Annotated in this window: 24 protein-coding genes; 16 read left to right on the top strand and 8 right to left on the bottom strand. The window is 74.1% G+C overall.

Annotation, left to right across the window (positions count from 1 at the left end; all coding sequences use genetic code 11):
• Positions 1 to 21 precede the first annotated feature (21 nt).
• From MF605_RS00365 to MF605_RS00355, 3 genes are all read left to right on the top strand, one after another.
• Complete coding sequence (locus tag MF605_RS00365) at positions 22 to 612, top strand: DinB family protein (RefSeq protein WP_010079843.1); 591 nt, start codon at positions 22 to 24, stop codon at positions 610 to 612.
• An 11-nt stretch (positions 613 to 623) separates the two neighbouring features.
• On the top strand, positions 624 to 1,151 hold the full coding sequence (locus MF605_RS00360) for a hypothetical protein (protein ID WP_036315583.1): 528 nt from the start codon (positions 624 to 626) through the stop codon (positions 1,149 to 1,151).
• A gap of 188 nt (positions 1,152 to 1,339) precedes the next feature.
• A complete protein-coding gene (locus MF605_RS00355) occupies positions 1,340 to 2,170 on the top strand; it encodes an alpha/beta fold hydrolase (RefSeq protein WP_020627045.1) in 831 nt (276 codons plus the stop codon).
• Positions 2,171 to 2,177: 7 nt separating this feature from the next.
• Here MF605_RS00355 and MF605_RS00350 read toward each other — a convergent pair whose 3' ends face one another.
• Positions 2,178 to 2,738, bottom strand: a complete 561-nt coding sequence (locus MF605_RS00350) for a Pr6Pr family membrane protein (RefSeq protein ID WP_242821210.1) — start codon at positions 2,736 to 2,738, stop codon at positions 2,178 to 2,180.
• Between the two features lie 282 nt (positions 2,739 to 3,020).
• On the opposite strand from MF605_RS00350, the gene MF605_RS00345 reads away from it, so the two are divergent.
• Positions 3,021 to 3,470 carry an SRPBCC family protein gene (locus MF605_RS00345; protein ID WP_020627043.1) on the top strand — a complete coding sequence of 150 codons (450 nt, stop codon included), beginning with the start codon at positions 3,021 to 3,023 and terminating at the stop codon, positions 3,468 to 3,470.
• Between the two features lie 45 nt (positions 3,471 to 3,515).
• Here the strand turns inward: MF605_RS00345 and MF605_RS00340 are convergent, their stop codons facing one another.
• Positions 3,516 to 5,264 (bottom strand): ABC-F family ATP-binding cassette domain-containing protein, encoded by a 1,749-nt coding sequence (locus tag MF605_RS00340; protein WP_036315586.1) that lies wholly within the window; start codon positions 5,262 to 5,264, stop codon positions 3,516 to 3,518.
• 61 nt (positions 5,265 to 5,325) lie between these two features.
• Between MF605_RS00340 and MF605_RS00335 the strand changes: the two genes are divergently transcribed.
• From MF605_RS00335 to MF605_RS00325, 3 genes are all read left to right on the top strand, one after another.
• On the top strand, positions 5,326 to 6,498 hold the full coding sequence (locus MF605_RS00335; RefSeq protein WP_134416209.1) for a cystathionine gamma-lyase: 1,173 nt from the start codon (positions 5,326 to 5,328) through the stop codon (positions 6,496 to 6,498).
• A gap of 60 nt (positions 6,499 to 6,558) precedes the next feature.
• Positions 6,559 to 8,190, top strand: a complete 1,632-nt coding sequence (locus MF605_RS00330; RefSeq protein WP_122054757.1) for an amidohydrolase — start codon at positions 6,559 to 6,561, stop codon at positions 8,188 to 8,190.
• 234 nt (positions 8,191 to 8,424) lie between these two features.
• Complete coding sequence (locus tag MF605_RS00325; RefSeq protein ID WP_095695114.1) at positions 8,425 to 9,345, top strand: glucose 1-dehydrogenase; 921 nt, start codon at positions 8,425 to 8,427, stop codon at positions 9,343 to 9,345.
• A 30-nt stretch (positions 9,346 to 9,375) separates the two neighbouring features.
• Here the strand turns inward: MF605_RS00325 and MF605_RS00320 are convergent, their stop codons facing one another.
• Positions 9,376 to 10,077: a ZIP family metal transporter gene (locus MF605_RS00320; protein ID WP_166795249.1), complete on the bottom strand. Its 702-nt coding sequence runs from the start codon at positions 10,075 to 10,077 to the stop codon at positions 9,376 to 9,378.
• A 54-nt stretch (positions 10,078 to 10,131) separates the two neighbouring features.
• Positions 10,132 to 11,433: a tryptophan synthase subunit beta gene (gene trpB / locus MF605_RS00315; RefSeq protein WP_208857711.1), complete on the bottom strand. Its 1,302-nt coding sequence runs from the start codon at positions 11,431 to 11,433 to the stop codon at positions 10,132 to 10,134.
• Between the two features lie 248 nt (positions 11,434 to 11,681).
• On the opposite strand from trpB, the gene MF605_RS00310 reads away from it, so the two are divergent.
• From MF605_RS00310 to MF605_RS00300, 3 genes are all read left to right on the top strand, one after another.
• Positions 11,682 to 12,257, top strand: coding sequence for a hypothetical protein (locus MF605_RS00310; RefSeq protein WP_069941221.1), 576 nt, complete (start codon positions 11,682 to 11,684; stop codon positions 12,255 to 12,257).
• Between the two features lie 92 nt (positions 12,258 to 12,349).
• Positions 12,350 to 12,913: a GNAT family N-acetyltransferase gene (locus MF605_RS00305; protein WP_095695111.1), complete on the top strand. Its 564-nt coding sequence runs from the start codon at positions 12,350 to 12,352 to the stop codon at positions 12,911 to 12,913.
• Positions 12,914 to 12,930: 17 nt separating this feature from the next.
• On the top strand, positions 12,931 to 13,962 hold the full coding sequence (locus tag MF605_RS00300) for a DMT family transporter (protein WP_095695110.1): 1,032 nt from the start codon (positions 12,931 to 12,933) through the stop codon (positions 13,960 to 13,962).
• A 34-nt stretch (positions 13,963 to 13,996) separates the two neighbouring features.
• On the opposite strand, the gene MF605_RS00295 is transcribed toward MF605_RS00300, so the two are convergent.
• Complete coding sequence (locus MF605_RS00295) at positions 13,997 to 15,220, bottom strand: MFS transporter (RefSeq protein WP_134416211.1); 1,224 nt, start codon at positions 15,218 to 15,220, stop codon at positions 13,997 to 13,999.
• A gap of 24 nt (positions 15,221 to 15,244) precedes the next feature.
• Here MF605_RS00295 and MF605_RS00290 point away from each other — a divergent pair, with 24 nt between their 5' ends.
• On the top strand, positions 15,245 to 15,754 hold the full coding sequence (locus MF605_RS00290; protein ID WP_095695108.1) for a MarR family winged helix-turn-helix transcriptional regulator: 510 nt from the start codon (positions 15,245 to 15,247) through the stop codon (positions 15,752 to 15,754).
• A gap of 15 nt (positions 15,755 to 15,769) precedes the next feature.
• On the opposite strand, the gene MF605_RS00285 is transcribed toward MF605_RS00290, so the two are convergent.
• On the bottom strand, positions 15,770 to 16,588 hold the full coding sequence (locus MF605_RS00285) for a spermidine synthase (RefSeq protein ID WP_095695107.1): 819 nt from the start codon (positions 16,586 to 16,588) through the stop codon (positions 15,770 to 15,772).
• A gap of 35 nt (positions 16,589 to 16,623) precedes the next feature.
• Between MF605_RS00285 and MF605_RS00280 the strand changes: the two genes are divergently transcribed.
• Together MF605_RS00280 and MF605_RS00275 are read left to right on the top strand one after the other, a co-directional pair.
• A complete protein-coding gene (locus MF605_RS00280; protein WP_070708580.1) occupies positions 16,624 to 16,878 on the top strand; it encodes a glutaredoxin family protein in 255 nt (84 codons plus the stop codon).
• Between the two features lie 71 nt (positions 16,879 to 16,949).
• Positions 16,950 to 17,429 (top strand): SRPBCC family protein, encoded by a 480-nt coding sequence (locus MF605_RS00275; RefSeq protein ID WP_078025646.1) that lies wholly within the window; start codon positions 16,950 to 16,952, stop codon positions 17,427 to 17,429.
• Between the two features lie 42 nt (positions 17,430 to 17,471).
• Here MF605_RS00275 and MF605_RS00270 read toward each other — a convergent pair whose 3' ends face one another.
• Entirely contained in the window at positions 17,472 to 18,551 is a 1,080-nt protein-coding gene (locus MF605_RS00270) for an ABC transporter ATP-binding protein (RefSeq protein ID WP_020624545.1), read from the bottom strand.
• 82 nt (positions 18,552 to 18,633) lie between these two features.
• The gene (locus tag MF605_RS00265) at positions 18,634 to 19,653 is read right to left on the bottom strand and encodes a LacI family DNA-binding transcriptional regulator (RefSeq protein WP_134416213.1); all 1,020 of its coding nucleotides are present in this window, start codon (positions 19,651 to 19,653) and stop codon (positions 18,634 to 18,636) included.
• Between the two features lie 343 nt (positions 19,654 to 19,996).
• Here MF605_RS00265 and MF605_RS00260 point away from each other — a divergent pair, with 343 nt between their 5' ends.
• From MF605_RS00260 to MF605_RS00250, 3 genes are all read left to right on the top strand, one after another.
• On the top strand, positions 19,997 to 21,316 hold the full coding sequence (locus MF605_RS00260) for a sugar ABC transporter substrate-binding protein (protein WP_134416215.1): 1,320 nt from the start codon (positions 19,997 to 19,999) through the stop codon (positions 21,314 to 21,316).
• Positions 21,317 to 21,430: 114 nt separating this feature from the next.
• On the top strand, positions 21,431 to 23,068 hold the full coding sequence (locus MF605_RS00255) for an ABC transporter permease subunit (RefSeq protein ID WP_134416217.1): 1,638 nt from the start codon (positions 21,431 to 21,433) through the stop codon (positions 23,066 to 23,068).
• Positions 23,069 to 23,154: 86 nt separating this feature from the next.
• Positions 23,155 to 24,051: a sugar ABC transporter permease gene (locus tag MF605_RS00250; protein ID WP_225348928.1), complete on the top strand. Its 897-nt coding sequence runs from the start codon at positions 23,155 to 23,157 to the stop codon at positions 24,049 to 24,051.
• Positions 24,052 to 24,072: the final 21 nt, after the last annotated feature.

Here is a 24,072-nt window from a genome sequence, read left to right as displayed (position 1 = left end):
GAATCCCGGCAGGCTCACCCCATGGACCACAAGGAGATCCTCCATCAGGGGCTGCGCCGGCAGCGCGACGCCCTCTTCGCGAAGCTGGACGGCCTGCCCGAGCGGGAGGTCCGCCTGCCCCGCACCCCCACCGGCACCAACCTGCTGGGCCTGCTCAAGCACGCGGCCACGTGCGAGCTCGAGTACTTCGGCGAGGTCTTCGGCCGCCCCGCCGGCATCCCCCTGCCCTGGGACGCGCCGGGGGTGGGCGAGGAGGACGGCGCGGACCTGTTCGCCGCCGAGGACGAGACCCTCGAGGACGTCCTCGACTACGCGCGGCGATGCTTCGCGCACGCGGACGCGACCATCGAGGCCCTCGTCCTCGACGCGCGGGGGCGGGTCCCCTGGTGGCCCGCGCACCTGGCCGAGGTGACTCTGGCGCAGATCCTCTCCCACGTGGCCCTCGACGCGGCCCGCCATGCCGGCCACGCCGACATCCTGCGCGAGGGGATCGACGGGCAGGCCGGCCTGCGCGGCCCCGGGGACAACCTGCCCGGCTGGGACGCCGAGCGGTGGGCCGCGCACGTGCGGCGGCTCGAGGGGATCGCCCGGGGTGCGGGCCCGGTGCGCTAGCGTCCGCGGTGATGACTCCCCGCTCGCTCGCCGGTCTGGCCCTCACCGTCGCCGCCCTGATGTCCGCCTTCGTGCTGATGGCGCCGACGGCGCCGGGGCTGTTCGTCGGCGTGCTCACGGTGGGGACCTTCGGGTTCGGCCCGTTCTACGGGGAGCCCTCGCGGCAGCTCGTGGACCGGCCGTGGAGGCGGGACACGCGCTGGCGCGATCTCGCCCGCCGGGTCCGCACCGACTGGCTCTCCCGGCAGCTGGGCGCCGTCGGCTGGAACGCGGCCATCAGCCGCCGCATCACCGGCCGGGCCGACCTGCGGCGCATCCGCACCGCCGCCGTGGGCTCCCTCGTCAGCCACGCCGCCTCCGCGGGTCTGCACGCGGTGGCGGGCGTGGCGCTGGCGGCCGTCGGGCATCCGGTCTGGGGCGTGGTCGCGGTGGCCCTGGGGCTCGTGGTGCACGCCTGGCCGGCCCTGCTGCAGGTCTCCGTGCTCGGGCGCATCGACGGACTCCAGACGCAGATCCGCGGGGACCAGCTGCTCTGGTGACCGGCCGGCACCGGGCGGCCCGGCCGAGCACTTTGTGGGCCGAATCCGACGGATGAGCCCCTGAATCGGGCACGGGAGCGTCGCATTCGGCCCGCAAAGCGGTGGGGAGGGGGCAGCGGGGAGAGGGCGGCGAGGAGAGGGCGGCGGGGAGAGGGCGGCACCGCGCGCTCAGCCCTACGCTCGGACCCATGACCGAGCACACATCCGAGCACACCCCCGAGAACCCCCACGTCGTCCGCCGCGGCTCCGGCGTCCCGCTGATCGCGGTGCACGGCAACAGCGTGGACCACCGGCTGCTGCTGCCGCTCGACGACGCCCTCGCCGAGGCCGGGGAGGTCGAGCGGATCTACGTGGACCTGCCGGGCTTCGGCCGGACCTCGGCCCTCCAGGACGACGGCGGCCTCCCCGAGCTCGCCGCCTGGCTCGTGGACTGGATCCGCGCGGAGGTCGGCGAGCGGCCGTTCGCGGTGCTCGGCAACTCCCTCGGCGGCCTGCTCGCCCGGCACGTGGCGGCCGAGTTCGGCGCGCAGGTGTTGGGGCTGGGGCTGCTCGCGCCCGTCGTCGACCCGGACGAGGACCGGCGCACCCGCACCGACCTGGTGGTGCGCGAGCGCGACGACGCCTTCATGTCTACCCTCGACCCCGACGACGCCGCCCCGTTCCTCGAGATGTCCCCGCGGCTGACGCGGGACACGTGGGAGCGGTTCCGCGAGCACGCGCTGCCGGGCGTCCGCGCCGTGGACGAGGAGGCGCTGAAGCGCCTGTCCGCGCGCTACGTCCTGGACGCCGTGCCGGAGGAGGCCGCGCCGCCGTTCGAGGGGCCCGCCCTGATCCTCACCGGCCGGGAGGACCACCTCGTCGGCTACCGGGACCAGGCCGCGCTCCTGGAGCATTACCCGCGCGCCACCTACGCGGCGCTCGACGCCGCCGGCCACAACGTGCACCTGGACCAGCCGGAGGTCGCCGAGGCGCTCGTCCGCGCGTGGGCGGTGCAGGTGGGCCGCGCGGCGTCGGACTGAGGCGGGGTCAGGGGGAGGGACGGGCCTCCACCCGGGCCTCCGCCTCGGCGCCCGCCCCCACCCCGACGCCGGCCCGCGCCAGCAGGCCGTCGGCCACCCGCAGCAGGGCGGCGACCGCCACGAAGAACACGAGGATCGCCACCACGTAGACGGCGACGCCGTCGTAGCCCAGCCGCGGGACGTCCAGGATCGTGTACGGGTACCAGTCCAGCCACGGCCCGCGCAGCAGCGTGAACGCCAGCCAGGCGAGCGGGATGAGCGTGGACAACCACACCACCCGCCACGTGATCTGCCGCCGCGGCCCGAAGACCGCCCACAGCACCGGGGTGAGGATCGGCGTGACGATGTGCTGCAGGGTGTCGTTGAACCGCTCGACGGCGGTCATCGGGTCGGCGTCCCGCAGCAGCACGTTGAACACCACGCCCGTGATCACGATGCACACCACCCCCGTCACCCGCAGCACCCGGAACAGCGTGCCCGGCCGGTGCAGGCGCAGCGCCAGCAGCAGGGACGTCAGCCCCACCAGGAAGTTCGAGAGGAACGTGAAGTACGTGGGCTGGTTGAGCATGTGCTCCCAGCCGCCCTCGAGCACGCCCGCGTAGCCCGCGTCGGCCGGCAGGTCCGAGGACTTCCACGAGCCGATCCACAGTGAGAGCAGGTTGCCGCCCAGGGACAGGGCCGCGGCGACGGCGAAGGCAGGCCGCGCCGTCGTCGTCCAGCGGCCGGAGGGGGGTGGGGAGGGTCATGCGCCCATCCTGCCGGAGCGCGACGCCGCCCCCGGTGCACTGGCCGAGCCGCTCGGGCCGGCGGGCGTGTCCCGGCCGGCGGTCCGGACCCTACGCTCGGCACCATGATCCGGACCCCCTGGACCCGCACCCCCGCCGGCGCGAGGCGCGCGCGCCGCCCCCGACAGTTCCGCCGCGTGACGACGACCGGGCCCGCCGCCGTGGACGTGGCCTGGGCCCGCTACGCCGACCTGCGCCTGTGGCCGCGGTGGGCTCCGCAGATCCGCGCCGTGGAGGCGCCACGGCGCCGGCTGCGGGCCGGGCTTCGCGGCGTGGTCCACGCGCCCCTGGGGCTGCGCGTCCCGTTCGTGGTCGAGGAGGTCGACGACGACGCCCGCACCTGGCGGTGGACGGTGCGGGTGGCCGGGACGGCGGTCTCCATGACGCACGACCTCACCGCCACCCCCCGCGGCACCCGGGCGGGGCTGACGGTCCACGGGCCCGCCGTCGTCGCCCTGGCCTACCGACTGCCGGCCCGCGTGGCGCTGCGGCGGCTGTGCCGGGCGCACCTCTGAGGGCGGACCGCCGGGCCGGGCCTGTGGCCAGGGGCCCCGCCCGCCTCACACCGCCGCGGCGTCGGTCCGCAGCTCGACGCGCGGCCAGTCGGCGAGGTCGGCGAGCATCTGCCGGTCGTGGGTCACCACGACGACGGCCTGCTCCGTGACCTGCAGGGCCTCGGTCATCTCGTCCACGAGCGCGGGGGAGAGGTGGTTCGTCGGCTCGTCCAGCAGCAGCACGTGGGGGCGCTCGATGAGCACCATCGCCAGGTGCAGACGGGCCTGCTGCCCCTGGGACAGGCGTCCGACCGGGGTGTCCGCGGCCTCGGCGGTGAGCAGCCCGAGCGAGGGCAGCGTGGGGGCCGGCAGGGGACGGCCCAGGTCGTCGACGCCGGCCTCGTCCGCGCCGACGCGGCGCACGTGCTCCTCGAACACGGCGGCGGCGGTGCGCTCCTCGTCCCACGCGGGGGTCTCCTGCGCCACGAGGCGCACGCGCACGTCGGCGCCCACGGTCACCAAGCCGCTCGTGGGCTCCAGGTCCCCGGCGAGCACGCGCAGCAGCGTGGACTTCCCGGCCCCGTTCGGGCCCGTCACCAGCACGCGGCCGCCCGGCACGAGGGCCGCGCCCATCGGCTGCTCGAGCCGCCCGGCCACGCGCACGGCGTCCGCGGTGAGCAGGACGTCGTCGCCCGCCGTGCCCGGCCCGCCCGCCGTGCCCGCCGCCGCGTCCGCGCCGTCCCGCGGGTCGCCGTCGGGCATGTCCGCGAACGGCCAGTCCAGGCGCAGGGGCGGCTCGGGCACGGTGATCCGGTGCGCCTCCAGCTCGTCGAAGCGCCGGTTGAACATCTGCACGATCCCCGCCGACCGGCTCGAGCGCTGGTGCTTGCCGGTGCCCTTCGGGGGCCGCCACGAGCCCTGCATCTGCTCCCGCGCGTCCTCCACGGCCAGCTCCAGCCGCTCGCGCTCGGCGTTCTGCTCGGCGTACTCCTGCTCCCAGGCGGCCCGGGCGCGGCGGCGCCCCTTCGCCCAGCCGGCGTACCCGCCGGAGTACCGCCGCGGCCGCCCGTCCTGGCTGGGATCCAGGTCCACGATGTCGGTGCACACGGCGCGCAGCAGGGCGCGGTCGTGGCTGACGACGGCGACCCCGCCCGGGTGCTCCACCAGCCGGCGGGTGAGGAAGTCCAGGGCGACGTCGTCCAGGTGGTTGGTCGGCTCGTCCAGCAGCAGCAGGTCCGGCCGGGAGCCGAGGGTGACGGCCAGGCGCACCCGGTGGCGCTGGCCGACCGAGAGCGATGTGAGGGGGCGCTCGCGGTCCGTGCACGCGTGCAGCCCCTCGAGGTCCATGTCCACGCGCCGGCCGGCGTCCCAGGCGTCGTAGAGGTGGGCCCGCTCCAGCGCGGTGGAGTACCGGTGTCCGGCGCCGGCGTCGTCGGGGGCCTCGGCCAGGGCGGCCGCGGCGGCGTCCAGGGCCTCGAGTGCGGCGTGCGGGCCCGTGAGGGCGTCGCGGACCAGGTCGCCCACCGTGCGGGAGCGCCCGTCGGCCCGCGCCCGCAGCGCCTGCGGGACGAACGCGAGCGTGCCCGCCCGCGTCACGCGGCCGACGTCGGGCGTGATCCGGCCCGTGAGCACGTGGAGCAGCGTGGTCTTGCCGCGCCCGTTCTCACCCACGATCCCGAGCCGCGAGCCGGCGTTGATCCGCACCGTGGCGTCCGTGAGCACGCGGTGCCCGCCGAGCGAGACGGTCAGGTGCTCGCCGCGCAGGTGGGCGGCGGGCCCGGCGGGCAGGGCGGGGGAGGGAGGGCCGGAGGTCATGTCCGCCAGTCTAGGGAGGGGGCGCGCTGCCGCGTCCGGGGTCGGGACTACGCTCGGGGCCATGTCCGCCGCCCCGCCGCCGCCCGCCTTCGGCACCGTCCTGCACCACCGCGCCCACGGGATGGCCCCGGGGGAGTCCATCTCCCCGCCGCTGGTCCACGCGAGCGCGTTCCACCTGCCCGGCGCGGACCCGGACGGCGCCCCCACCGCCCCCGGCGCGGACGTGCCTTTCCAGTACGCGCGCTGGGCCACGCCCACCTGGTCCGCGCTCGAGGCCGCCCTGGGCGCGCTGGAGGACGCCGACGTCGCCGTGGTCCCCTCCGGCATGGCCGCGATCGCCGCCGTCCTGCTGCCCCTGCTGCACCCGGGGGACCGCGCCCTCCTGCCCGCGGACGGCTACGGGCCCACCCGCGCCCTCGCCGCCGAGCACCTCACGCCCCGAGGCGTGCACGTGGACCTGGTCGCCACCCAGGGGCTCGCCCATGCGGACCTGAGCGGCTACGACCTGGTGCTCGTGGAGACCCCCTCCAACCCGGGGCTGCGCGTGGCGGACCTGGCGGACGTCGCCGCCCGCGCCCACGCGAACGGCCGCCGGGACGGCGCGGGGGCCTTCGTGGTGGTGGACAACACGCTGCTGACCCCCCTGGGGCAGCGCCCGCTGGAGCTGGGGGCGGACGTGGTCGTGGCCTCGGACACGAAGGCCGTCAACGGGCACACGGACGCCCTCGGCGGGCACGTGGCCAGCCGGGACCCGCAGGTGATGGCGCGGGTGCGCGGCTGGCGGACCCTGGCCGGCGGGATCCTGGGCACCCACGAGGCCTGGCTCATCCACCGCGGTCTCGAGACCCTCGAGGTCCGCTTCGCCCGGATGTGCGCCTCGGCGCAGGCGGTCGCGGAGCTGGCCGCGGGCCACCCGGCGGTGCGCGCCGTGGTCTACCCGGGGCTGGCGGACCACCCGGACGCGGAGGTCGTGGCGCGTCAGATGACGGCGGCGGGCGGCCTCGTCGGGCTGCGGTTCGCGGACGCGGCGGCGGCCGAGCGGTTCATCGCCGCGGCGCAGTACGTGGTGCCGCAGACCAGCTTCGGCGGCACGCACACGGCGGCCGAGCGCCGCGCCCGCTGGGGCGACGACGTCCCGGACGGTTTCGTGCGTCTGTCCGTGGGCGTCGAGCCGACGGCGGAGCTGCTCGCCGACCTGGCCCGGGCGCTGGACGCGGCGGCCGGGCCCGCCTGAGCCCGGCCCGGCTACGCTCGCGAATCAGTCCCCGCCGCCCCGCCCCAGGAGACCCGCCCCATGCAGCTCGACCTGATCGTGGAGAACGCCCGCCTCATCACCGGCGACCCCGCCCGCCCGTCGGCCTCGCGGCTGGGGGTGTGGCGGGGCGTCGTCGTCGGGGTGGACGAGGAGCTGGACGGCTTGACGGCGCGCGAACGCCTCGACGCGCGGGGGCGCACCGTCCTCGCCGGGTTCAACGACGCCCACGCGCACAGCGTCTGGTTCGGCCAGTCCCGGCTGGACGTGGACCTCGAGGGTGCGCGCACCGCGGAGGAGGTCCACCGCCGGGTCCGCGCCCGCGCCGCCGAGCTCGGCCCCGGCGCCTGGGTGACGTGCACCGGCTTCGACCCCGGCCACCTCACCGGCCCGCAGCCGGACCGGGACAGCCTCGACGCCGCCGCCTCAGGGCGCCCCGTGCTCATCCGCCACAACACGGGCCACGCCGTCACGGTGTCCGGGGCGGTGCTGGTCCTGGCCGGCGTGGGGGAGCAGGTGCTGCAGCAGCCCGAGGGCGGACGGATCCTCACGGATGCCGCCGGCCGGCCCACCGGTCTGTTGGAGGAGACCGCCATGAGCCTGGTGACCCGGCTGCTGCAGCCGGAGTCCCACGAGCACATCGGCGCGTGCCTGGCGCGGGCCTCGCAGGAGTACGCGGCCGAGGGCATCACCTCGGTGACGGATGCGGGGGTGGCCGGCGGGTGGATCGGGCACAGCCCGCTCGAGTTCGGCGCGTATCAGCGCGCCCGGGACGCGGGGCTGCTGCGCACCCGCTTCCAGACGATGGTCACCCTGGACGCGCTGCGCCCGGTGGACGGCCATCCCGACGACGGCACGCACCTCACCCTCGACGCCGGCGTGCGCACGGGCGTGGGCGACGAGTGGCTGCAGATCGGGCCGGCGAAGGTGTTCACGGACGGGTCGATGCTCGGACAGACCGCCGCGATGACCGAGGACTACTGCGGCCACGGCCACGGCCGCGGCTACCTACAGCAGGACGCGGGGGAGATGCGCCGAGCGTGCCTCGGTGCGGCGGCCGCCGGCTGGGCGCTGGCCCTGCACGCGATCGGCGACGCCGCCCTCGACTTCGCGCTCGACGTGATCGCCGAGGCGCGGGGCCGGTTCGGGCGGCCCGTGATGCCGCACCGCGTGGAGCACGGCGGGGTGGTCCGCGACGATCAGGTGGCCCGCATGGCCGAGCTGGAGGTCGTGATGGCCACCCAGCCGAACTTCATCAGCGCGTTCGGCGGGTCGGTGCGGGAGCGGATCGGGCCGGAGCGAGCCGCGCTCTCGTACCCGGCCGGGCGGCTGCTGCGCGCGGGCCTGGTGCTGCCCGGCAGCTCGGACCGGCCCGTGGCCGGCGGCCGCCCGCTGGAGGTCATCCAGGACTTCGTGCTGCGCCGCACCGAGACCGGCGAGCAGTACGGCCCGGACGCGGAGCGGCTCACGGTGGCCGAAGCCCTGCACGCCTATACGGTCGGCTCCGCGGAGGCGACCGGCTGGGGCGGCCGCAAGGGACGGCTCGTCGCGGGCCAGCTCGCGGACTTCACGGTGCTCAGCGAGGACCCGCGCGCGGTGCCGAGCGATCAGATCGCGGCGATCGACGTCGTCGCCACCGCCGTGGGCGGGGAGTTCGTGCACGGCGGGCTGTGACGCCCGGCCCCGGCACCGGCACCCCGCGACACCCGGCACCCCGCGACGAGCCCTGCGATTTGGCCCCTAAACCCGCCGGTTAGGGGCCAAATCGCAGGGCTCGTCGTCCAGGGGAGCGGGTGGGGCATGTCCGGTGGCCCGGCGGTCAGCCGTGGCTCTGCCGGGGGGCTGCTCCCTACGCTCGGAGGACGGCGCGCAGACCGCGCGCCGCCCCGAGACCATGAGGAGCACCCCGTGGCGCACGACGACGCGAACACCACCACCACCGACCAGCTCACCCTGCAGGACCCCACGAAGCGCTACCCCGTGATCAGCCCGCCGGAGCAGTCGTTGCCCGGCACCGGCCTGGACGCGGAGATGACGCCGAAGGCCGACCTGGGTGAGAAGTCCTACCGCGGCACCGGCCGTCTCGAGGGCCGCAAGGCGCTCATCACCGGCGGCGACTCCGGCATCGGCGCGGCCACCGCGATCGCGTTCGCGCGCGAGGGCGCCGACGTCGTGATCACCTACCTGCCCGAGGAGGAGAAGGACGCCCAGCACGTCCTCGAGGTCCTGCAGGCGGAGGGGCGCACCGCCGCCGGGATCCCCGGCGACCTCCGCGACAAGACGTTCTGCGCCGACCTCGTGGCCCAGGCGGTCGAGAAGCTCGGCGGGCTGGACGTGCTGGTGAACAACGCCGGCAAGCAGGTGGCGCAGGACTCGATCGAGGACATCGACGACGAGCAGCTCGAGGCCACCTTCGACGTCAACATCCTGGCCCAGTTCCGCCTGGTCAAGGCCGCCCTGCCGCACCTGAAGCCGGGCTCCACGATCATCAACACCACCTCCGTGGTCGCCTACATGGCCCCGGAGCAGCTGGTGGACTACTCCGCCACGAAGGCCGCCATCAACACCTTCACGAAGGCCCTGGGCCAGCAGCTGGCCCCGAAGGGCATCCGCGTGAACGCCGTGGCGCCCGGTCCGATCTGGACCCCGCTGCAGCCCTCCGGCGGCCAGAAGCCGGAGGCCCTGCCGGAGTTCGGCCAGTCCACTCCGCTGGGCCGCGCCGGGCAGCCCACCGAGCTCGCCCCGGCGTACGTGTTCCTGGCCTCGCCGGAGTCCTCCTATGTGGTGGGCGCGACCATCCCGGTGACCGGCGGCATGCCCACCCCGTGACCGGAGCCGGGCGTTCCTGTCCCTGGGCGGTCACACCACCAGGGACAGGAACGCGCCGAGCGCGAAGCCGACCACGGTGAGCAGCCCGGCCTTCTCCCCGCCCTTCTCGCGAGCCTCGGGGATCATCGTGTCGATCAGCATGACCAGCAGGGCGCCGGCCGCGAAGCCCTGGATGCCGCCGGTCAGGGCAGGGGAGGCGACGTCGGCGATCAGCCCGCCGCCCCACGTCGCCAGGGCGCAGACCACCGCCACGAGCGACCACTGGATCAGCAGGTGGCGGCGCGTCTTGCCGCCGTCGAGGGAGTCGGCCGTGGCGGCGATGGACTCGGGCAGGTTGGACATGAAGATCGCCACGAGCAGCGCGAGGGACACGCCCTCGCCCGCGGCCAGCCCGATGCCCAGCACGAGCTGTTCCGGGATGCCGTCCAGCAGCGCGCCCACGGTCAGCACCGCACCCGAGGACGAGCCCCCGGACCTCGCGGCGGAGCGCTCCACCGCACGGTCGCCGAGGAAGTAGGCGGCCGCGCCGAGCGTCAGCCCGATGCCGACGGCGGCAGGTCCGGCCGCCTGCACGCCCGCCTCCGCGAGCTCGAAGGACACGGACGCGATCAGGGCGCCGGCGCCGAAGGCGAGCACGAGTCCGATCGTGCCCATGTGCCAGCGGCGCAGGGTCGCCAGGACGGCGCCCACGAGCAGGGAGGACGCGGCGACGGCGCCCCACATCAGGGTCATCACGCGTGCCAGGCTACGCGCTGACCGGTGCCGCCACCGGGCCGCTGCCTCAGCTCACCGCACGACCTCGTCCGCCTCGCCCGTGAGACCGAGCTTCTCGGCCACGTAGTCCACGTCCTTGTCCCCGCGGCCGGAGAGGTTGACGAGGATCCGCTCGTCCCGTCCCATCTGCGGGGCGAGGCGGATCGCGTGCGCCACGGCGTGCGCGGACTCGAGCGCGGGGATGACGCCCTCGAGCCTCGTGAGCCGCTGGAACGCGTCGAGCACGGCCGCGTCGTCCTCGGCCACGTACTGGACGCGGCCGACGCGCGCGAAATGGGCGTGCTGCGGGCCGACGCCCGGGTAGTCCAGGCCCGAGGCGATCGAGTGCACGGGGTCCGGGGTGCCGTCGTCGTCGGCGAGGACGAGGGTGGCCATGCCGTGGAGGACGCCGTCGCGGCCCTGGGTCATGGTCATCGCGTGCTCGCCCTTGGTCGCGGAGCGGCCGCCGGGCTCGACGCCCACGAGCGCGACGTCGGCGTCGTCGAGGAACGCGGTGAACGCGCCCATCGCGTTGGAGCCGCCGCCCACCGCGGCGACGACGGCGCTCGGCAGCGCCCCGAACCGCTCCTGGAATTGGGCGCGGGCCTCGCGGCCGACCACGGACTGGAAGTCGCGGATCATCGTGGGGAACGGGTGCGGTCCCACCACGGAGCCGATCGCGAAGAGGTACTTCTCCGGGTCCGCCGCGTACACCTCGAACGCCGAGTCCACGGCCTCCTTCAGGGAGCGGCCCTCGCGCTCCACCGAGACGACCTTCGTGCCGAGCAGGCGCATGCGCACCACGTTGGGGTGCTGCTTGGCCACGTCGATCGCGCCCATGTGGATCTCGCAGTCGAGGCCGACCATCGCGGCCGCCGTCGCCAGGGCCACGCCGTGCTGGCCGGCGCCGGTCTCCGCGATCAGGCTGCGCTTGCCCATGCGCTTGGCGAGCAGCGCCTCGCCGATCGTGTGGTTGATCTTGTGGGCGCCGGTGTGGTTCAGGTCCTCGCGCTTGAGCACGATCCGTGCGCCGCCGAGCTCGTCGGAGAGGCGGTCCAGCGGGGTCAGGGGGGAGGGACGCCCGACGGCGTCGCGCAGCAGGCGTCGGTATTCAGCGTAGAACTCGGGGTCGGTGCGCGCCTCGGCGTACGCGCGGGCAACCTCGGCCATGGGGCCGGCCAGCTGCGGGGGCAGGTGGGCGCCGCCGTACTGGCCGAACATGCCGTCCGCGGAGACGTCCAGGTCCGGGGTGGTGACGAGGTCGCAGGCCTCGGCGAGGGTGCGGGGCTCGGCGGCGCCTCTCAGGGCGTTGTCCTCGGGGTTGCGGTGGGTCATCGGGGGTCCTCCTGGGATGGGGCGCGCCGGAGCCGCTCATGACCGAGTCGCCCGGCAGGCGAGCGGCTCGTCGTGTCAGATGCGCATGACCGGGGCCGCCCTCAGGCGGTCCACCACTGCTGCGCGTGCATCTGCATGGGGCCAGCGTACTGCACGTCGGGGGAGGCGTGAGTCTCACCATGTGGCTGTAAATCTCAGAATATGGACGCCGCTCCCCGTCTCAGTGAATCGCGATTCACCCTGGATCCATGACCATCACCGCCGTCGACACCCCGTCCCTGACCGCCGAGGCCGCCGCTGTGCTCGCCGCCACTCCGGGCATGCGGTACGCCGAGTTCCTCACCGCCGCCCCCGCAGTGCCCGGCATCGTGGCCGTGGTGGCCGAGGAGTCAGCCCGTGCCGCCCTGGGCCTCACCCCCGCCGCCGGTGACGTCCTCGCCGTCGACGTGGCCGACGAGAGCCTGCAGTGCCGCGAGGTGCGCGCCGCCTTCCAGTCCGGTCGTACCGGCGTCTCACCGCTGCGCCAGGCGTTCGCCGCCCTGCTGGCGGGCGAGCTCGGCCTGGATGTGGAGCGCACCAGCCCGGGTGCGGCGGGGGTGGGCTTCGCCCTCACCCCGGAGTCCGAGGAGACGCTCACGGCGTGGATGCGGGAGCACCTGACGCTGCGCGCCTGGGTCGCCCAGGACGCCTCCGCCCTCGAGGGGGTCGCCCGAGAGGTGGCCGCCGATCTCGCCCCGGCCCTGCAGCCGGGCGCTCTGGAGGCCCCTGTGGCGCAGCGGGTCGCGGCCATGAGGGCCTCCGCCCGCCGTTCCGCCACGCTCTGAGCCGGCCGGGCGCCGGAGGCGACGCCCTCATCCGTGGCGCTCGGTCTCGTCGTGCCGGGAGATCGCCCCCAGTCCGCTGACAGGATGGGTGCATGAAGCACGAGATCGTCCTCACCCGCGGGGACCTCACCCTGCGCCCCCTCACCCCCGATGACGGCCCCGCCCTGCGCGAGCTCGTCGACGCGGCCATGTGGGCGGGGAACAGTGCGCCCCTGCCGGTGGACGGCGCGGCCATGTCCGCACACCTCGCCGAGCTGATCGAGCGGGAGGGCACCTTCGCGTTCGCCGTCGAGCAGGGCGGGGAGCTGGTGGGGCGCACGAGCCTCTATGACCTGGTGCCGGGGCTGCGGGTGGAGGTGGGGCACACGGTCTACGCCCGTCGGGTGTGGGGCACCTCCGTGAACCCCGGCTGCAAGCTGCTGCTGTTCGGGCACGCGTTCGAGGAATGGACGCTGGAGCGGGTGGCCCTGCGCTGCGACCACCGCAACGCCCGTTCGCACGCCGCCATCGCCCGCCTGGGGGCGGCGTTCGAGGGCACTCTGCGCCGCTTCCGCCCGGCGGCGGACGGCACGATCGCCGACGTCGACTACTTCAGCGTGGTGCGCGAGGAGTGGCCCGCGGTGCGCGCCGGGCTCGAGGCGCGCCTGACCGCCTAGAGGTGTACAACGGGGGGATGCCACCCGAATCCTCTGCCCCGTCGGCCGAGCGCGGACCCGCCCGCCCCCGCCCGGCCGACGTCGCCGCCCGCCCGGACGTCCCTTCCCCGCGGGCGACCGCCCTGCTGTTCGCGCTCGCGGTGGCCGCAGGCTCCGTGATGCCGCTGCAGGGCCGCATCAACTCCCGCCTCGCCCACCTGACGGGCGACCCCGTCCTCGCCGCGCTGTGCTCCTTCGCGGCGGGCCTGGCCGTCATGGTGCTCGTGAGCGTGCTGACGCCGCGGGGCCGCCGGGGCCTGGCCCGCATCCGTCCGGCCCTCGCCGCGGGGTCCGTGCGCCCGTGGTACGCGGTGGCGGGCGTGATCGGCGGGCTCCTGGTGCTCACCCAGTCCGCGACGATCGGCCCCCTCGGCGTGGCCGTGTTCACGGTCGCCGTGGTCACCGGGCAGGTGGTCGGCGGGATGGTCGTGGACCGGTTCGGGCTCAGCCCCGCCGGGGTGCAGCGCCTGACGCCGCGGCGCCTCACGGGGGCGGCGCTCGCCCTGGCCGCGGTCGCCCTCGTGGTGCGGCCCTCGCTCGGCGAGGCCGGCGGCGGGCCCGGCTGGGCGCTGCTGGCCCTGCTGCCCCTGCTGGCCGGCCTGGCCACCGCCGGACAGCAGGTGTTCAACGCCCGTCAGACCACGGCCTACGGCACCGCCATCCCGGCGACCCTGGTCAACTTCACCGCCGGTGTCCTCTTCCTCGGGATCGTGTGGGGCGGGATCACCCTGGCCTCCGGCCACGGCATGCCCGCGCTGCCGCACGACTGGCGGCTCTACCTCGGCGGCCCGCTGGGGTGCGTGTTCATCGGGGTGGGCGCCATGGTCGTCCCGCGCCTGGGTGTCTTCGCCGCCACTCTCGGCCTGGTCTCGGGCAACCTCCTGGGCTCTCTCGTGGTGGACCTGGTGGCCCCCACTGACGGATCCGTGGTCACCATGACGACGGTGCTGGGGACCTTGGGCGCCCTCGCCGCCGTCACGCTCGCATCCTGGCCTGCACGGCGGCGGTAGCGCCGCCTGGCGACGGGCCGCCGCCGCCCGGCCCTCAGGCGCGGGCCACGGCTCCCCGCCGTCCGTGCATCACGAAGTAGTACCCGGCGGCGATCACGAGTACGCCAGCCAGGGCCGCGTACATGGTGCCGTATCCGGCCGAGGCCACGAGCCCGCCCAGGAGCACGGGGCCCAGGCCCAGCCCCACGTCCGCGAACAGCATGAGGGTGGAGATGCCGGCGCCGAGCTGGTGGGAGGGCACCGCGTTCACGGCGATCGCCTGGGCCGCGGGCATGAGCGTGCCGTAGCCGAGGCCGCTCAGCGCCCCGGCCAGCACCACCTGCCAGTCGCGCGTGGCGAAGGCCAGCACCAGGAGCGCGGCTGTGAAGCAGAGGAGGGCGGGGTAGACGACGGCGTCGTCCCCCCGGCGGTCCTGCAGGGTGCCCAGGGTGAGGCGCATGACGAGCATCGCCGCGGCGTAGGCCAGGAAGAAGAGGCCGGCGCCGGCCGTGAGCCCGCGCTCCACCGAGTAGGCGTTCAGGTAGGTGAGGATCCCGGCGTAGCTCAGGCCCACCAGCAGCATGAAGCCGCTGATCGGCAGCACCGCCGGGTGCAGCACGGAGCGCAGGCGGAAGCCCACCGCGGGGGCGGGGTGCTCCAGGGGGACCTCGCCGGCGGCGCGCTCGCCGTCGACGTCCGCCGCGGCGGGCGCCTCGCGCAGCAGCAGGCCCAGCACGAGGCTGACCACCGTGATCCCCAGAGTCGCCCGGAACAGCCACGCGTAGCCGATGGAGCCGGCGAGGAAGAGTCCCAGGGCGGGGCCGATCGCGGTGGCCAGGGTGGTGCCCAGCGCGAGGTGGCCGGTGGCCTCCGCGCGTCGCCCGTCGGGGATGGCCGCCTGGGCCAGGGCCATGACGGCGGTGCTGGCGAAGGCGTAGCTGGCGCCGTGGAGCATGCGCACCGCCACCAGGGCCGGCAGTGAGGAGGCGACGAGGTAGAGCGTGCAGGACAGCGCGACGGCGACCAGGGCCGCCACCAGGACGCGGCGCTTGCCGAAGCGGTCCACCACGTGGCCGGTGACCACGCGGCTGAGGGTGGCGCCGATGACGAAGGCGCTCGAGGCCAGCCCCGCCCCGGCGTCCGAGGCGGCGAACTGCCGGACCGCGTACACGGCCATGGTGGTGACGAGGGCGTAGAACGCGAGGAACTGGAGGAAGGAGACCACCCAGGCGAGGACGAAGGTGGGGGAGGCGATGCGTTCCTGCTCGGCGATTTGCATGATGCAAAAGGTAGCATCGTTTGCATGATGCAATCATCTGAGGGGGCGTGGGTCGACCCGGTCCGCGGGATCATGTACGAGCACATGCTCCTGCTGCGGGTGGCCACGCAGGGGGTGGCCCCCTATGGCCGGTCGAGCGCGCTGGAGCGCAGCGCCACCGTGCTGCTCGCCCGCCTGGAGGCGGGCGGGGCCATGAGCGTCGCCGAGCTGGCCGAGGCCTTCGACCTCGACGTCTCCACCGTCCACCGGCAGGTGGCCGCCGCCATGAAGGCCGGCCTCGTCGAGCGGGTGGCGGACCCCGACGGCGGCTCCGCCCGGCTGCACCGTCCCACGGAGGAGGGACGCGCCCGCCTTGCCGCGGAGCTGAGCTCCCGGGCGGACAACGTGGCGCAGATCGTCGCCTCCTGGCCCGCCGAGGACGTCGTCGAGTTCAGCAGGCTCCTGCGGCGTTTCAACGAGGGGGCGGAGGAGCGCCGGGGCCACCCGTGGCCCCGGCCGCAGACGGGCCCCGGTGCGGAGGACCCCCGGCCCTGAGCACCGCTCCCGCCCTCAGGCGCGACGGATGCGGGAGGCCAGCGCGGCCGACTCCGCCGGGTCCAGCACGGCCGCCGGATGCGGCCCCGCCGCGGCGAGGCGTTCCGGGCAGCCGGCCTCTCCCAGCGGCGCCCCCGCGGCCAGCACGACGTTGCCCCAGTCCAGGCGCTCCAGCATCCTCTGGTCCGCGAGCGTCCACGGGCCGGGCACCCCGGCCTCGGCGGCCGCCTCCTCGAGGGCGCCCAGCTCGGCGCCCAGGAAACGCAGGCCGGCGTCGTCGCCGATGTTCACCAGCAGCACCCCGCCCGCCGTCAGCAGCTCGAGCAGCTCCTCGTAGAATGCGGCGCCGCGCAGGTGCTCGGCGCCCTCCTCGCCGGTGCCGATGTCCAGCACGACGGCGTCGAACCGCTCCCCGTCCATCGCGAGGTCGACGGCGGCCAGGCGCGCGTCCGCGACCACGGAGACGAGGTCCGTGCCCGCCGGCAGGGGCAGCTCGGCGAGCACGAAGGACACGAGCTCCCGGTCCAGGTCGACCACCGTCTGCTCCGAGCCGGGTCGGGTCGCCTGGAGGTAGCGCGGCAGGGTCAGCGCGCCCGCGCCGAGGTGCAGGACCCGCACCGGCGCGCCCGCCGGAGCGACGCCGTCGAGCACGTGGGCCATGCGGCGCAGGTACTCGTAGCGGATGCGCAAGGGGTCGGCCAGGTCCACGTGGGACTGGACGGCCCCGCCGATCTCCAGGACGAACCCGCCGAACTCGTCGGGGGCGATGCGGGCGTCCACGCCCGACGTGGACAGGTGGACGGTGCGGCCGGAGGGGGAGGGCTGGGCGGGCATGCCCCCAGCATCCCACCCCTCAGTACGCTGGACGGATGAGTCAGAACGACGTCACCGTCTACGGCGCCGACTGGTGCCGAGACTGCCTGCGCACCAAGCGCCAGCTCGATGAGCTCGGCGTCGCCTACGACTATGTGGACCTCGTCGCCGACCCGGCCCAGGCCGATGCCGCCGAGCGGATCTCCGGCCGGAAGAACATCCCCGTGGTCGTGTTCCCCGACGGCGACCACCAGGTGGAGCCGACCAACGAGGAGACCGCGGCCAAGCTCACCGCGCTGGGCCTGATCTGAGGTCGGGCCGCCCCCGGCGCGAGCCCCGCCGGCGCTCTCGGTGGGCGCGCACCGGGGTCTACGCTCTCCCCATGGAGCACATCGACGAGACCGCCCTGCCCGCCCCTGAGGACCGCGTCGTGTCCGCGACCCGTCACGTCGACGCGCCGGCTGGCGTCGTCTTCGAGCTGATCGCGGACCCCTCCCGCCAGCCCGAGTGGGACGGCAACGACAACCTGGCCGAGGCCGCCCCCGGGCAGCGGGTGACCGCCGTCGGGGACGTGTTCGTCATGACCCTGCAGAAGGGCGTGGACCGCGCGAACCACGTGGTCGAGTTCGAGGAGGGCCGCCGCATCGCCTGGAAGCCCTCCGAGGTCGGCGGGGAGCCGTTCGGCCAGCTGTGGCGGTGGGAGGTCGAGGGCGACGACGAGGGCGGCTGCCGCGTCACCCACACCTATGACTGGACCGCCCTCACCGACCCGAAGCGCGTCCAGAAGGCGCTGCGGACCGGCGAAGGGCAGCTCCGCGCGTCGATCGACCGGCTCGCGGAGCTGGCCGAGCGCCAGGGCTGAGGGCAGGCGCCGCCCGCCGCCGTCGCGCGCCCCGCGCCGCCGTCAGCGGTTGAGTCGCTCGCCGGTCTCGGCGTGGAACAGGTGCACGCGCTCCGGGTCCGGGACCACGTGCACCACGGACCCCTTCTCCGGCGCCGTGTAGCCCACCGTCCGCAGGGTGATGAGCCGCTCCTCGCCGCCGATCGTCGCGTGACCGTACACGTACGCGTCCGCGCCGAGCTCCTCCACGGTGTCCACCTCCACGGGCAGGCCGGCGGCGTCGTCGCTGACCACCAGGTTCTCGGGGCGCACGCCGAGGTCCACCGCCGTGCCGGCGTCGGCCAGATCCTCCCGCGGCACGGGGATGACCGTCTCGCCCCAGTGCACGCCCTCGTGCGTGGCGGGCATGCGGAAGATGTTCATGGCGGGGGAGCCGATGAACCCGGCGACGAACACGTTCATCGGGCGCTCGTAGAGGTTGCGCGGCGTGTCCACCTGCTGGAGGCGGCCCTCCTTGAGGACCGCCACCCGGTCGCCCATGGTCATGGCCTCGGTCTGGTCATGGGTCACGTACACGGTGGTGGTGCCCAGACGGCGGGTCAGGTTGGCGATCTGGGCGCGGGTCTGCACGCGCAGCTTCGCGTCCAGGTTGGAGAGCGGCTCGTCCATGAGGAACACCTGCGGGTCGCGCACGATCGCCCGGCCCATGGCCACGCGCTGACGCTGGCCCCCGGAGAGGGCCTTCGGCTTGCGGTCCAGGTACTCGGTCAGGTCCAGCAGCTTCGCGGCGTCCTCGACGCGGCGGCGCCGCTCGTCCGCGGGGACGCCGGCGATCTTCAGGGCGAAGCCCATGTTGTCCGCCACGGTCATGTGCGGGTACAGGGCGTAGTTCTGGAACACCATCGCGATGTCCCGGTCCTTGGGGTCCACGTCGGTGACGTCCCGGTCGCCGATCAGGATGCTGCCGTGGGAGAGCTCCTCGAGACCGGCGAGCATGCGCAGGGAGGTGGACTTGCCGCAGCCGGAGGGGCCCACGAGCACGAGGAACTCGCCGTCGGCGATCTCCAGGTCGAGGGAGTCGACGGCGGGGCGGGGGGAGCCGGGGTACTGGCGGCTGGCGGAGCGGAAGGTCACGGAGGCCATGGTGGGGTTCCTTTCACGGGCAGGTACGTGCCCGACGATCCAAGGTGAAGGAGAGGGGTGGGTGAGGGTCGGAGCTGACGGTCTACGGCGGCGCGGTGCTCGCTCTCGGCCGCAGGGCCAGGTGGTGCATGATCCGGTGGGGGTGGGCGGCGCCGTCGAGGGCGCCGAGCGCCAGGCGGACGGCGCGGCGGCCCTGCTCGAGCGGGTTCTGGTCCACGGTGCTGATGCCCAGGCGGGCGGCCTCGGGGTGGCCGTCCAGGCCCATCACGGACACGTCCTCGGGCACACGCAGCCCCAGGGAGTGGGCTGCCATCCAGGTGCCCATGGCCATCTCGTCCGAGATGCACATGACCGCCGTCGGCCGGCGCCGCGGGTCGGCGAGGAGGGCGCGCGCCTGGTGGTAGGTGCCGCCGATGGTGAAGTCCGCGGGCACCATCCAGTCGGCCGGCGTGCGCACCCCGGTGGCGGCGAGGGCGTGCAGGAACCCGCGGGTGCGCTCGGTGCTGACCTGGAACTCGATGTCCTCGTCCACGCGGCCCACGTAGGCGATGTCCCGGTGTCCGAGCTCCAGCAGGTGCTCGGTGGCCATCCGTGCGGCGCGGGCGTGGTCCACCTGGACGGCGGTGAACCAGTCCGGCAGGGTCTCACCCGCCGGCAGGCGGCCGCCGACGGCGATCACGGGCAGGTCGAGGCGTTCGAGTCCGGCGAGCTCGAACATGCTCAGCCGGAACGAGAGGGTGATCAGGGCGTCCAGCCGCCGTCGAGGCAGCAGGTCTGAGATGACCGTGGACCGACGCTCCGGGTCCTGGCCGACGTCGTAGAGCGTGAGGTCGTACCCGTGTCGCACGAGCTCGTCCGCGGCGCCCTCGAGCACGGCGGCGAAGAACCACCGGTGGACGGAGGGGGTCACCAGCCCGATGTTGCGGGTGCGGCCCGAGGCGAGCGAAGAAGCGGCGGAGTCCGCCACGTAGCCGAGCGTGGCGACGGCCTCCTGGACTCGGGTGCGCGTGGCGACCGCCACGGGGCCGGAGCCGGTGAGGGCACGGGAGGCGGTGGCGGTGGAGACCCCGGCCATGCGGGCGACGTCCTTGATGCCGACCATCGGCGGTCCTCCTCCCGGTTCGTGGGGTTCTGCGGCGGGGCGGGTGCACGACGGCGGCGGGCCGGGGGTCGATGCGTGGCACCAGAGTACGGCACGGCAGGCGCGGTGGTGGAAGCGCTTCCATTCCCGTTTCAGCCGGTCTTGACCGCCGCCCTCACTCCCGCATGGCCGTGTTCATGCGGGAGTGCACGTCTGTGTGGCACATCACAGTGGAAGCGTTTACACTCCTGGGGACTGACTCCTTCAGCCGCCGGGGGCAGGCGCCGTCTCACCGCGGAGCCCACGTCGGCGACGCAACGGCCGGCGCATGCCGCGGGCCGCCACCCCTCGTGAAAGGCACACCATGCAGTCGACGACGACCGGCCTCCTCCGCCGCCCGCTCAGCCTGACCCTCACCGCGGCGTTCTCCGCCCTCGCGCTCACCGCGTGCGGCGGCGGCTCCTCCGCCCCGGCGTCCTCCTCCCCGGCCGGCGCCACCGAGCAGGGCACGGCCGCCGCGTCCCCGAGCCAGGACCTCTCCGAGGCCGGCGCCACCACCATCACCATGTGGGTGGACCAGAACCGCCAGGAGCCGCTGCAGGCCGTGGCGGAGGACTTCAAGGAGGACACCGGGATCACGGTGGAGCTCGTGGTCAAGGACAACTCCACGATGAAGGACGACTTCATCACCCAGAACCCCACGGGCGAGGGCCCGGACGTGATCGTCGGCGCCCACGACTGGATCGGCTCGCTCGTGCAGAACGGCACCATCGAGCCCCTTGAGCTGGGCGAGAGAGCTGGCGACTTCGTGGAGTCCTCCGTGCAGGCCGTCACCTATGAGGGCCAGACCTGGGGCGTGCCGTACTCCGTGGAGAACATCGCCGTCCTGCGCAACACCGAGCTGGCCGAGTCCACCCCGGCCTCCTTCGACGAGATGATCGCGGAGGGCCGGAAGGCCGTCGACGCCGGCGAGGCCGAGTACCCGTTCGTGGTGGGCCTCGACCCCGTCAACGGCGACCCGTACCACCTGTACCCGTTCCAGACCTCCATGGGCGCCCCCGTGTTCAAGCAGGCCGAGGACGGCTCGTACGACACCGGCTCGCTGGCCATGGGCGGGGCGGAGGGTGAGGCCTTCGCCGAGAAGCTGGCCGAGTACGGCGAGTCCGGGGTGCTGAACCCGAACATGACCGCGGACATCGCCAAGGAGCAGTTCAACTCCGGCAACGCGGCCTACTTCGTCACCGGCCCGTGGAACGTCGAGGAGGCCGAGGCGGCCGGCGTCGACTTCGAGGTCGAGGCCATCCCGTCCATGGGCGACCAGCCGGCGCAGCCGTTCGTGGGCGTCAATGCCTTCTTCGTCTCCTCGGAGTCCGAGAACCAGCTGGCCGCGAACGAGTTCGTGGTCAACTACCTCTCCACCGAGGCGGCCCAGGACGCGCTCTACGCCGAGGGCAAGCGTCCCCCGGCGCTGACCGCCTCCTTCGACAAGGCGGCCTCGGACGAGACCGTGAAGGCGTTCGGCGAGATCGGCGAGAACGGCGTCCCCATGCCGGCGGCCCCCGAGATGGGCGCGGTGTTCGAGTTCTGGGGCGGCGCCGAGATGAGCATCATCAAGGGCGAGGGCGACCCGGTCCAGACCTGGCAGAAGATGATCTCCGACATCGAGGGCCGCATCGGCCAGTGATCCGGCGCGGTCCGCCTCCGGCGTCCCCGCGGGGACGCCGGAGGCGGACCGTGGCCCCGCGCCCTCGGGGCGCACCCCCCTTCCACGGCAGGCCCTCGGGCCGGATGAGGAACTATGAGCCCGTCTTCCACCGCGTCGGACCGGTCCGACGCCGCCACCGCCGCCCTCGACGACGCCGCGCGCCGCACCGGCCCGGGCCGCCGTCGTCGTGCGGACGCCCGGGGTACCGACGGCCTCGGTGGCACGCTGGCCAAGATCGTCCTGCTGGGCCTCGTGGACGCCTTCGCGGCGTTCCTGCTGTTCCAGCTCGCGGCCGCGGGGGACTGGGTGGTGTTCACGCTGACCCTGGCCGTCACGATCGGCATCAACTGGATCTACCTGCGCCGCGGCGGCCTGCCGGCCAAGTACCTCGCCCCCGGCCTGATCTTCCTGATGCTGTTCCAGGTGTTCGTGGTGGTCTACTCCTCCTACGTCGCCTTCACGAACTACGGTGCCGGGCACAACTCGGACAAGGCCGCGGCGATCGAGATCATCCAGCGCTCCTCCTCCATCCGCGTGCCGGACTCCCCGGTGTACGACATCACGGTGCTGGAGGAGGGCGGCGACCTCTACCTGCTGACCCTGCGGGACGGGGAGCCCGTCCTCGGCGGCGCGGACCAGGAGCTGGAGCCGGTCGAGGCCCAGATGCAGGACGGACAGCCGGTGGGGGTGGAGGGATACACCACCCTGCGGTTCGGCGACCTGCTGCAGCGTCAGGACCAGGTCGCCCGCCTGAAGGTCCCGCTGAGCGACGACGCCGCGGACGGCACCCTGGAGACGCGCGACGGCTCCCGCGGGTACGTGTACGCGCCGCGTCTGGAGTACGACGAGGCCCGGGACACCTTCACGGACCTCGAGAGCGGCGTGGAGTACCGGGACAACGGCGAGGGCCAGTTCCAGGCGGACGACGGCAGCACGCTGCAGACCGGCTGGCGGGTGTTCGTCGGCCTGGACAACTTCACGCGCGCGTTCACCGACCCCGAGCTGCGCGACCCGCTCCTGCGGGTCACCGTGTGGACCTTCGCCTTCGCGTTCCTGAGCGTGGCCACGACGTTCGCCGTCGGGCTGCTGCTGGCGATCGCCTTCAACCGTTCGGACATGCGCGGCAAGAAGGTCTACCGGGTGATGATGATCCTGCCGTACGCGTTCCCGGCGTTCCTGTCCGGCCTCGTGTGGGCCGGCCTGCTCAACCCGGAGTTCGGCTTCGTCAACACCGTGTTCTTCGGCGGCGCGGACATCCCGTGGCTCACCGACCCGTGGCTGGCCCGGCTCTCGGTGCTCGTGGTGAACCTGTGGCTGGGCTTCCCCTACATGTTCCTGGTGACCACGGGCGCCCTGCAGTCCCTGCCCGAGGACGTGGACGAGGCGGCCCGCATGGACGGCGCCGGCCCGTGGCGCATCTTCCGCTCCATCAAGCTGCCCCTGCTGCTGGTCTCGGTGGCACCGCTGCTGATCTCCTCGTTCGCGTTCAACTTCAACAACTTCAACATCATCTACATGCTGACCGGCGGCGGACCGCGATTCCCGGACGCGGGCTCGAACATCGGCGCCACGGACCTGCTGATCACGGTCGTCTACAAGACGGCGTTCAGCGGGGTGGGGCGCGACTACGGCCTGGCCTCCGCCCTGTCCATCGTGATCTTCCTGATCGTGGCGACCATCTCGGCGATCAGCTTCCGGCAGACCAAGGCGCTCGAGGAGATCGACAAGTGAGCATCCCCCAGGATTCCGGACGGCCCCGGCCGGACGCCCCGACCTCGCCCCTCGCCGCCGCCCTGGCGCAGCAGGAGACGGACCCGCTGCGCTGGGAGGAGGACCCGGCCCCGCCACGACGCCGCCGCTCGTTCGGCCGCTGGATGCGGGAGCTGGGCTGGCGCCACGCGGTGGGCGTGCTGGCCAGCGCGTTCGCACTGTTCCCGCTGCTGTACGTGCTGTCCGCGTCGCTCGACCCGACTGGCACGATGGCGAGCTCGAACCGGCTGTTCTCCTCGTTCAGCGGCCAGAACTACGTGGACCTGTTCAGCAACCCGAACCGGCCCTTCGGCCGCTGGTTCCTCAACACGATGGTCATCGGCGTCATCACGTCCGTGATGACGGTGTTCCTCGGTGCCCTGGCCGCCTACGCGTTCTCCCGGATGCGGTTCACGGGCCGCCGCGTGGGGCTGCTGACGCTGCTGCTGGTGCAGATGTTCCCGCAGCTGCTCGCGGTGGTGGCGATCTTCCTGCTGCTGACCTACATCGGCAACCTGGTGCCCGTCCTGGGCATCGGCTCGCAGCTCGGCCTCATCCTCGTGTATCTGGGCGGCGCGCTCGGGGTGAACACGTACCTGATGTACGGGTTCTTCAACACCATCCCGCCGTCGCTGGACGAGGCTGCCAAGCTCGACGGCGCCTCGCACGCGCGGATCTTCTTCTCGATCATCCTGCGCCTGGTGACCCCCATCCTCGCGGTGGTGGCCCTGCTGTCCTTCATCACCACGGTCTCGGAGTTCGTGATCGCCTCCGTAGTGCTCACGGACCCGTCCGCGCAGACGCTCGCGGTGGGCCTCTACGGCTACGTCTCGGAGACCCGCTCCGAGAACTGGGGCGTGTTCGCGGCCGGCGCCGTGCTGGCGGCCCTGCCCGTGATGGCGCTGTTCCTGTTCCTGCAGCGGTACATCGTCTCCGGCCTCACGGCCGGCGGCGTGAAGGGCTGAGCCGACGACGGCGGTGGGAGG

It is taken from the genome of Micrococcus luteus (assembly GCF_022664405.1).
Lineage (GTDB): Bacteria > Actinomycetota > Actinomycetes > Actinomycetales > Micrococcaceae > Micrococcus > Micrococcus luteus.
Note: the sequence above shows the minus strand (reverse complement) of the source record. Positions and strands in the feature narration are given on the sequence as shown.

What these genes read in the sequence shown, in the direction of transcription:
- MF605_RS00365 (WP_010079843.1), top strand. Translation starts at nt 22, where the DNA reads ATGGACCACAAGGAGATCCTCCATCAGGGGCTGCGCCGGCAGCGCGAC.
- MF605_RS00360 (WP_036315583.1), top strand. Translation starts at nt 624, where the DNA reads ATGACTCCCCGCTCGCTCGCCGGTCTGGCCCTCACCGTCGCCGCCCTG.
- MF605_RS00355 (WP_020627045.1), top strand. Translation starts at nt 1,340, where the DNA reads ATGACCGAGCACACATCCGAGCACACCCCCGAGAACCCCCACGTCGTC.
- MF605_RS00350 (WP_242821210.1), bottom strand. Translation starts at nt 2,738, where the DNA reads ATGCTCAACCAGCCCACGTACTTCACGTTCCTCTCGAACTTCCTGGTG.
- MF605_RS00345 (WP_020627043.1), top strand. Translation starts at nt 3,021, where the DNA reads ATGATCCGGACCCCCTGGACCCGCACCCCCGCCGGCGCGAGGCGCGCG.
- MF605_RS00340 (WP_036315586.1), bottom strand. Translation starts at nt 5,264, where the DNA reads ATGACCTCCGGCCCTCCCTCCCCCGCCCTGCCCGCCGGGCCCGCCGCC.
- MF605_RS00335 (WP_134416209.1), top strand. Translation starts at nt 5,326, where the DNA reads ATGTCCGCCGCCCCGCCGCCGCCCGCCTTCGGCACCGTCCTGCACCAC.
- MF605_RS00330 (WP_122054757.1), top strand. Translation starts at nt 6,559, where the DNA reads ATGCAGCTCGACCTGATCGTGGAGAACGCCCGCCTCATCACCGGCGAC.
- MF605_RS00320 (WP_166795249.1), bottom strand. Translation starts at nt 10,077, where the DNA reads ATGACCCTGATGTGGGGCGCCGTCGCCGCGTCCTCCCTGCTCGTGGGC.
- trpB (WP_208857711.1), bottom strand. Translation starts at nt 11,433, where the DNA reads ATGACCCACCGCAACCCCGAGGACAACGCCCTGAGAGGCGCCGCCGAG.
- MF605_RS00310 (WP_069941221.1), top strand. Translation starts at nt 11,682, where the DNA reads ATGACCATCACCGCCGTCGACACCCCGTCCCTGACCGCCGAGGCCGCC.
- MF605_RS00305 (WP_095695111.1), top strand. Translation starts at nt 12,350, where the DNA reads ATGAAGCACGAGATCGTCCTCACCCGCGGGGACCTCACCCTGCGCCCC.
- MF605_RS00300 (WP_095695110.1), top strand. Translation starts at nt 12,931, where the DNA reads ATGCCACCCGAATCCTCTGCCCCGTCGGCCGAGCGCGGACCCGCCCGC.
- MF605_RS00295 (WP_134416211.1), bottom strand. Translation starts at nt 15,220, where the DNA reads ATGCAAATCGCCGAGCAGGAACGCATCGCCTCCCCCACCTTCGTCCTC.
- MF605_RS00290 (WP_095695108.1), top strand. Translation starts at nt 15,245, where the DNA reads ATGATGCAATCATCTGAGGGGGCGTGGGTCGACCCGGTCCGCGGGATC.
- MF605_RS00285 (WP_095695107.1), bottom strand. Translation starts at nt 16,588, where the DNA reads ATGCCCGCCCAGCCCTCCCCCTCCGGCCGCACCGTCCACCTGTCCACG.
- MF605_RS00280 (WP_070708580.1), top strand. Translation starts at nt 16,624, where the DNA reads ATGAGTCAGAACGACGTCACCGTCTACGGCGCCGACTGGTGCCGAGAC.
- MF605_RS00275 (WP_078025646.1), top strand. Translation starts at nt 16,950, where the DNA reads ATGGAGCACATCGACGAGACCGCCCTGCCCGCCCCTGAGGACCGCGTC.
- MF605_RS00270 (WP_020624545.1), bottom strand. Translation starts at nt 18,551, where the DNA reads ATGGCCTCCGTGACCTTCCGCTCCGCCAGCCGCCAGTACCCCGGCTCC.
- MF605_RS00265 (WP_134416213.1), bottom strand. Translation starts at nt 19,653, where the DNA reads ATGGTCGGCATCAAGGACGTCGCCCGCATGGCCGGGGTCTCCACCGCC.
- MF605_RS00260 (WP_134416215.1), top strand. Translation starts at nt 19,997, where the DNA reads ATGCAGTCGACGACGACCGGCCTCCTCCGCCGCCCGCTCAGCCTGACC.
- MF605_RS00255 (WP_134416217.1), top strand. Translation starts at nt 21,431, where the DNA reads ATGAGCCCGTCTTCCACCGCGTCGGACCGGTCCGACGCCGCCACCGCC.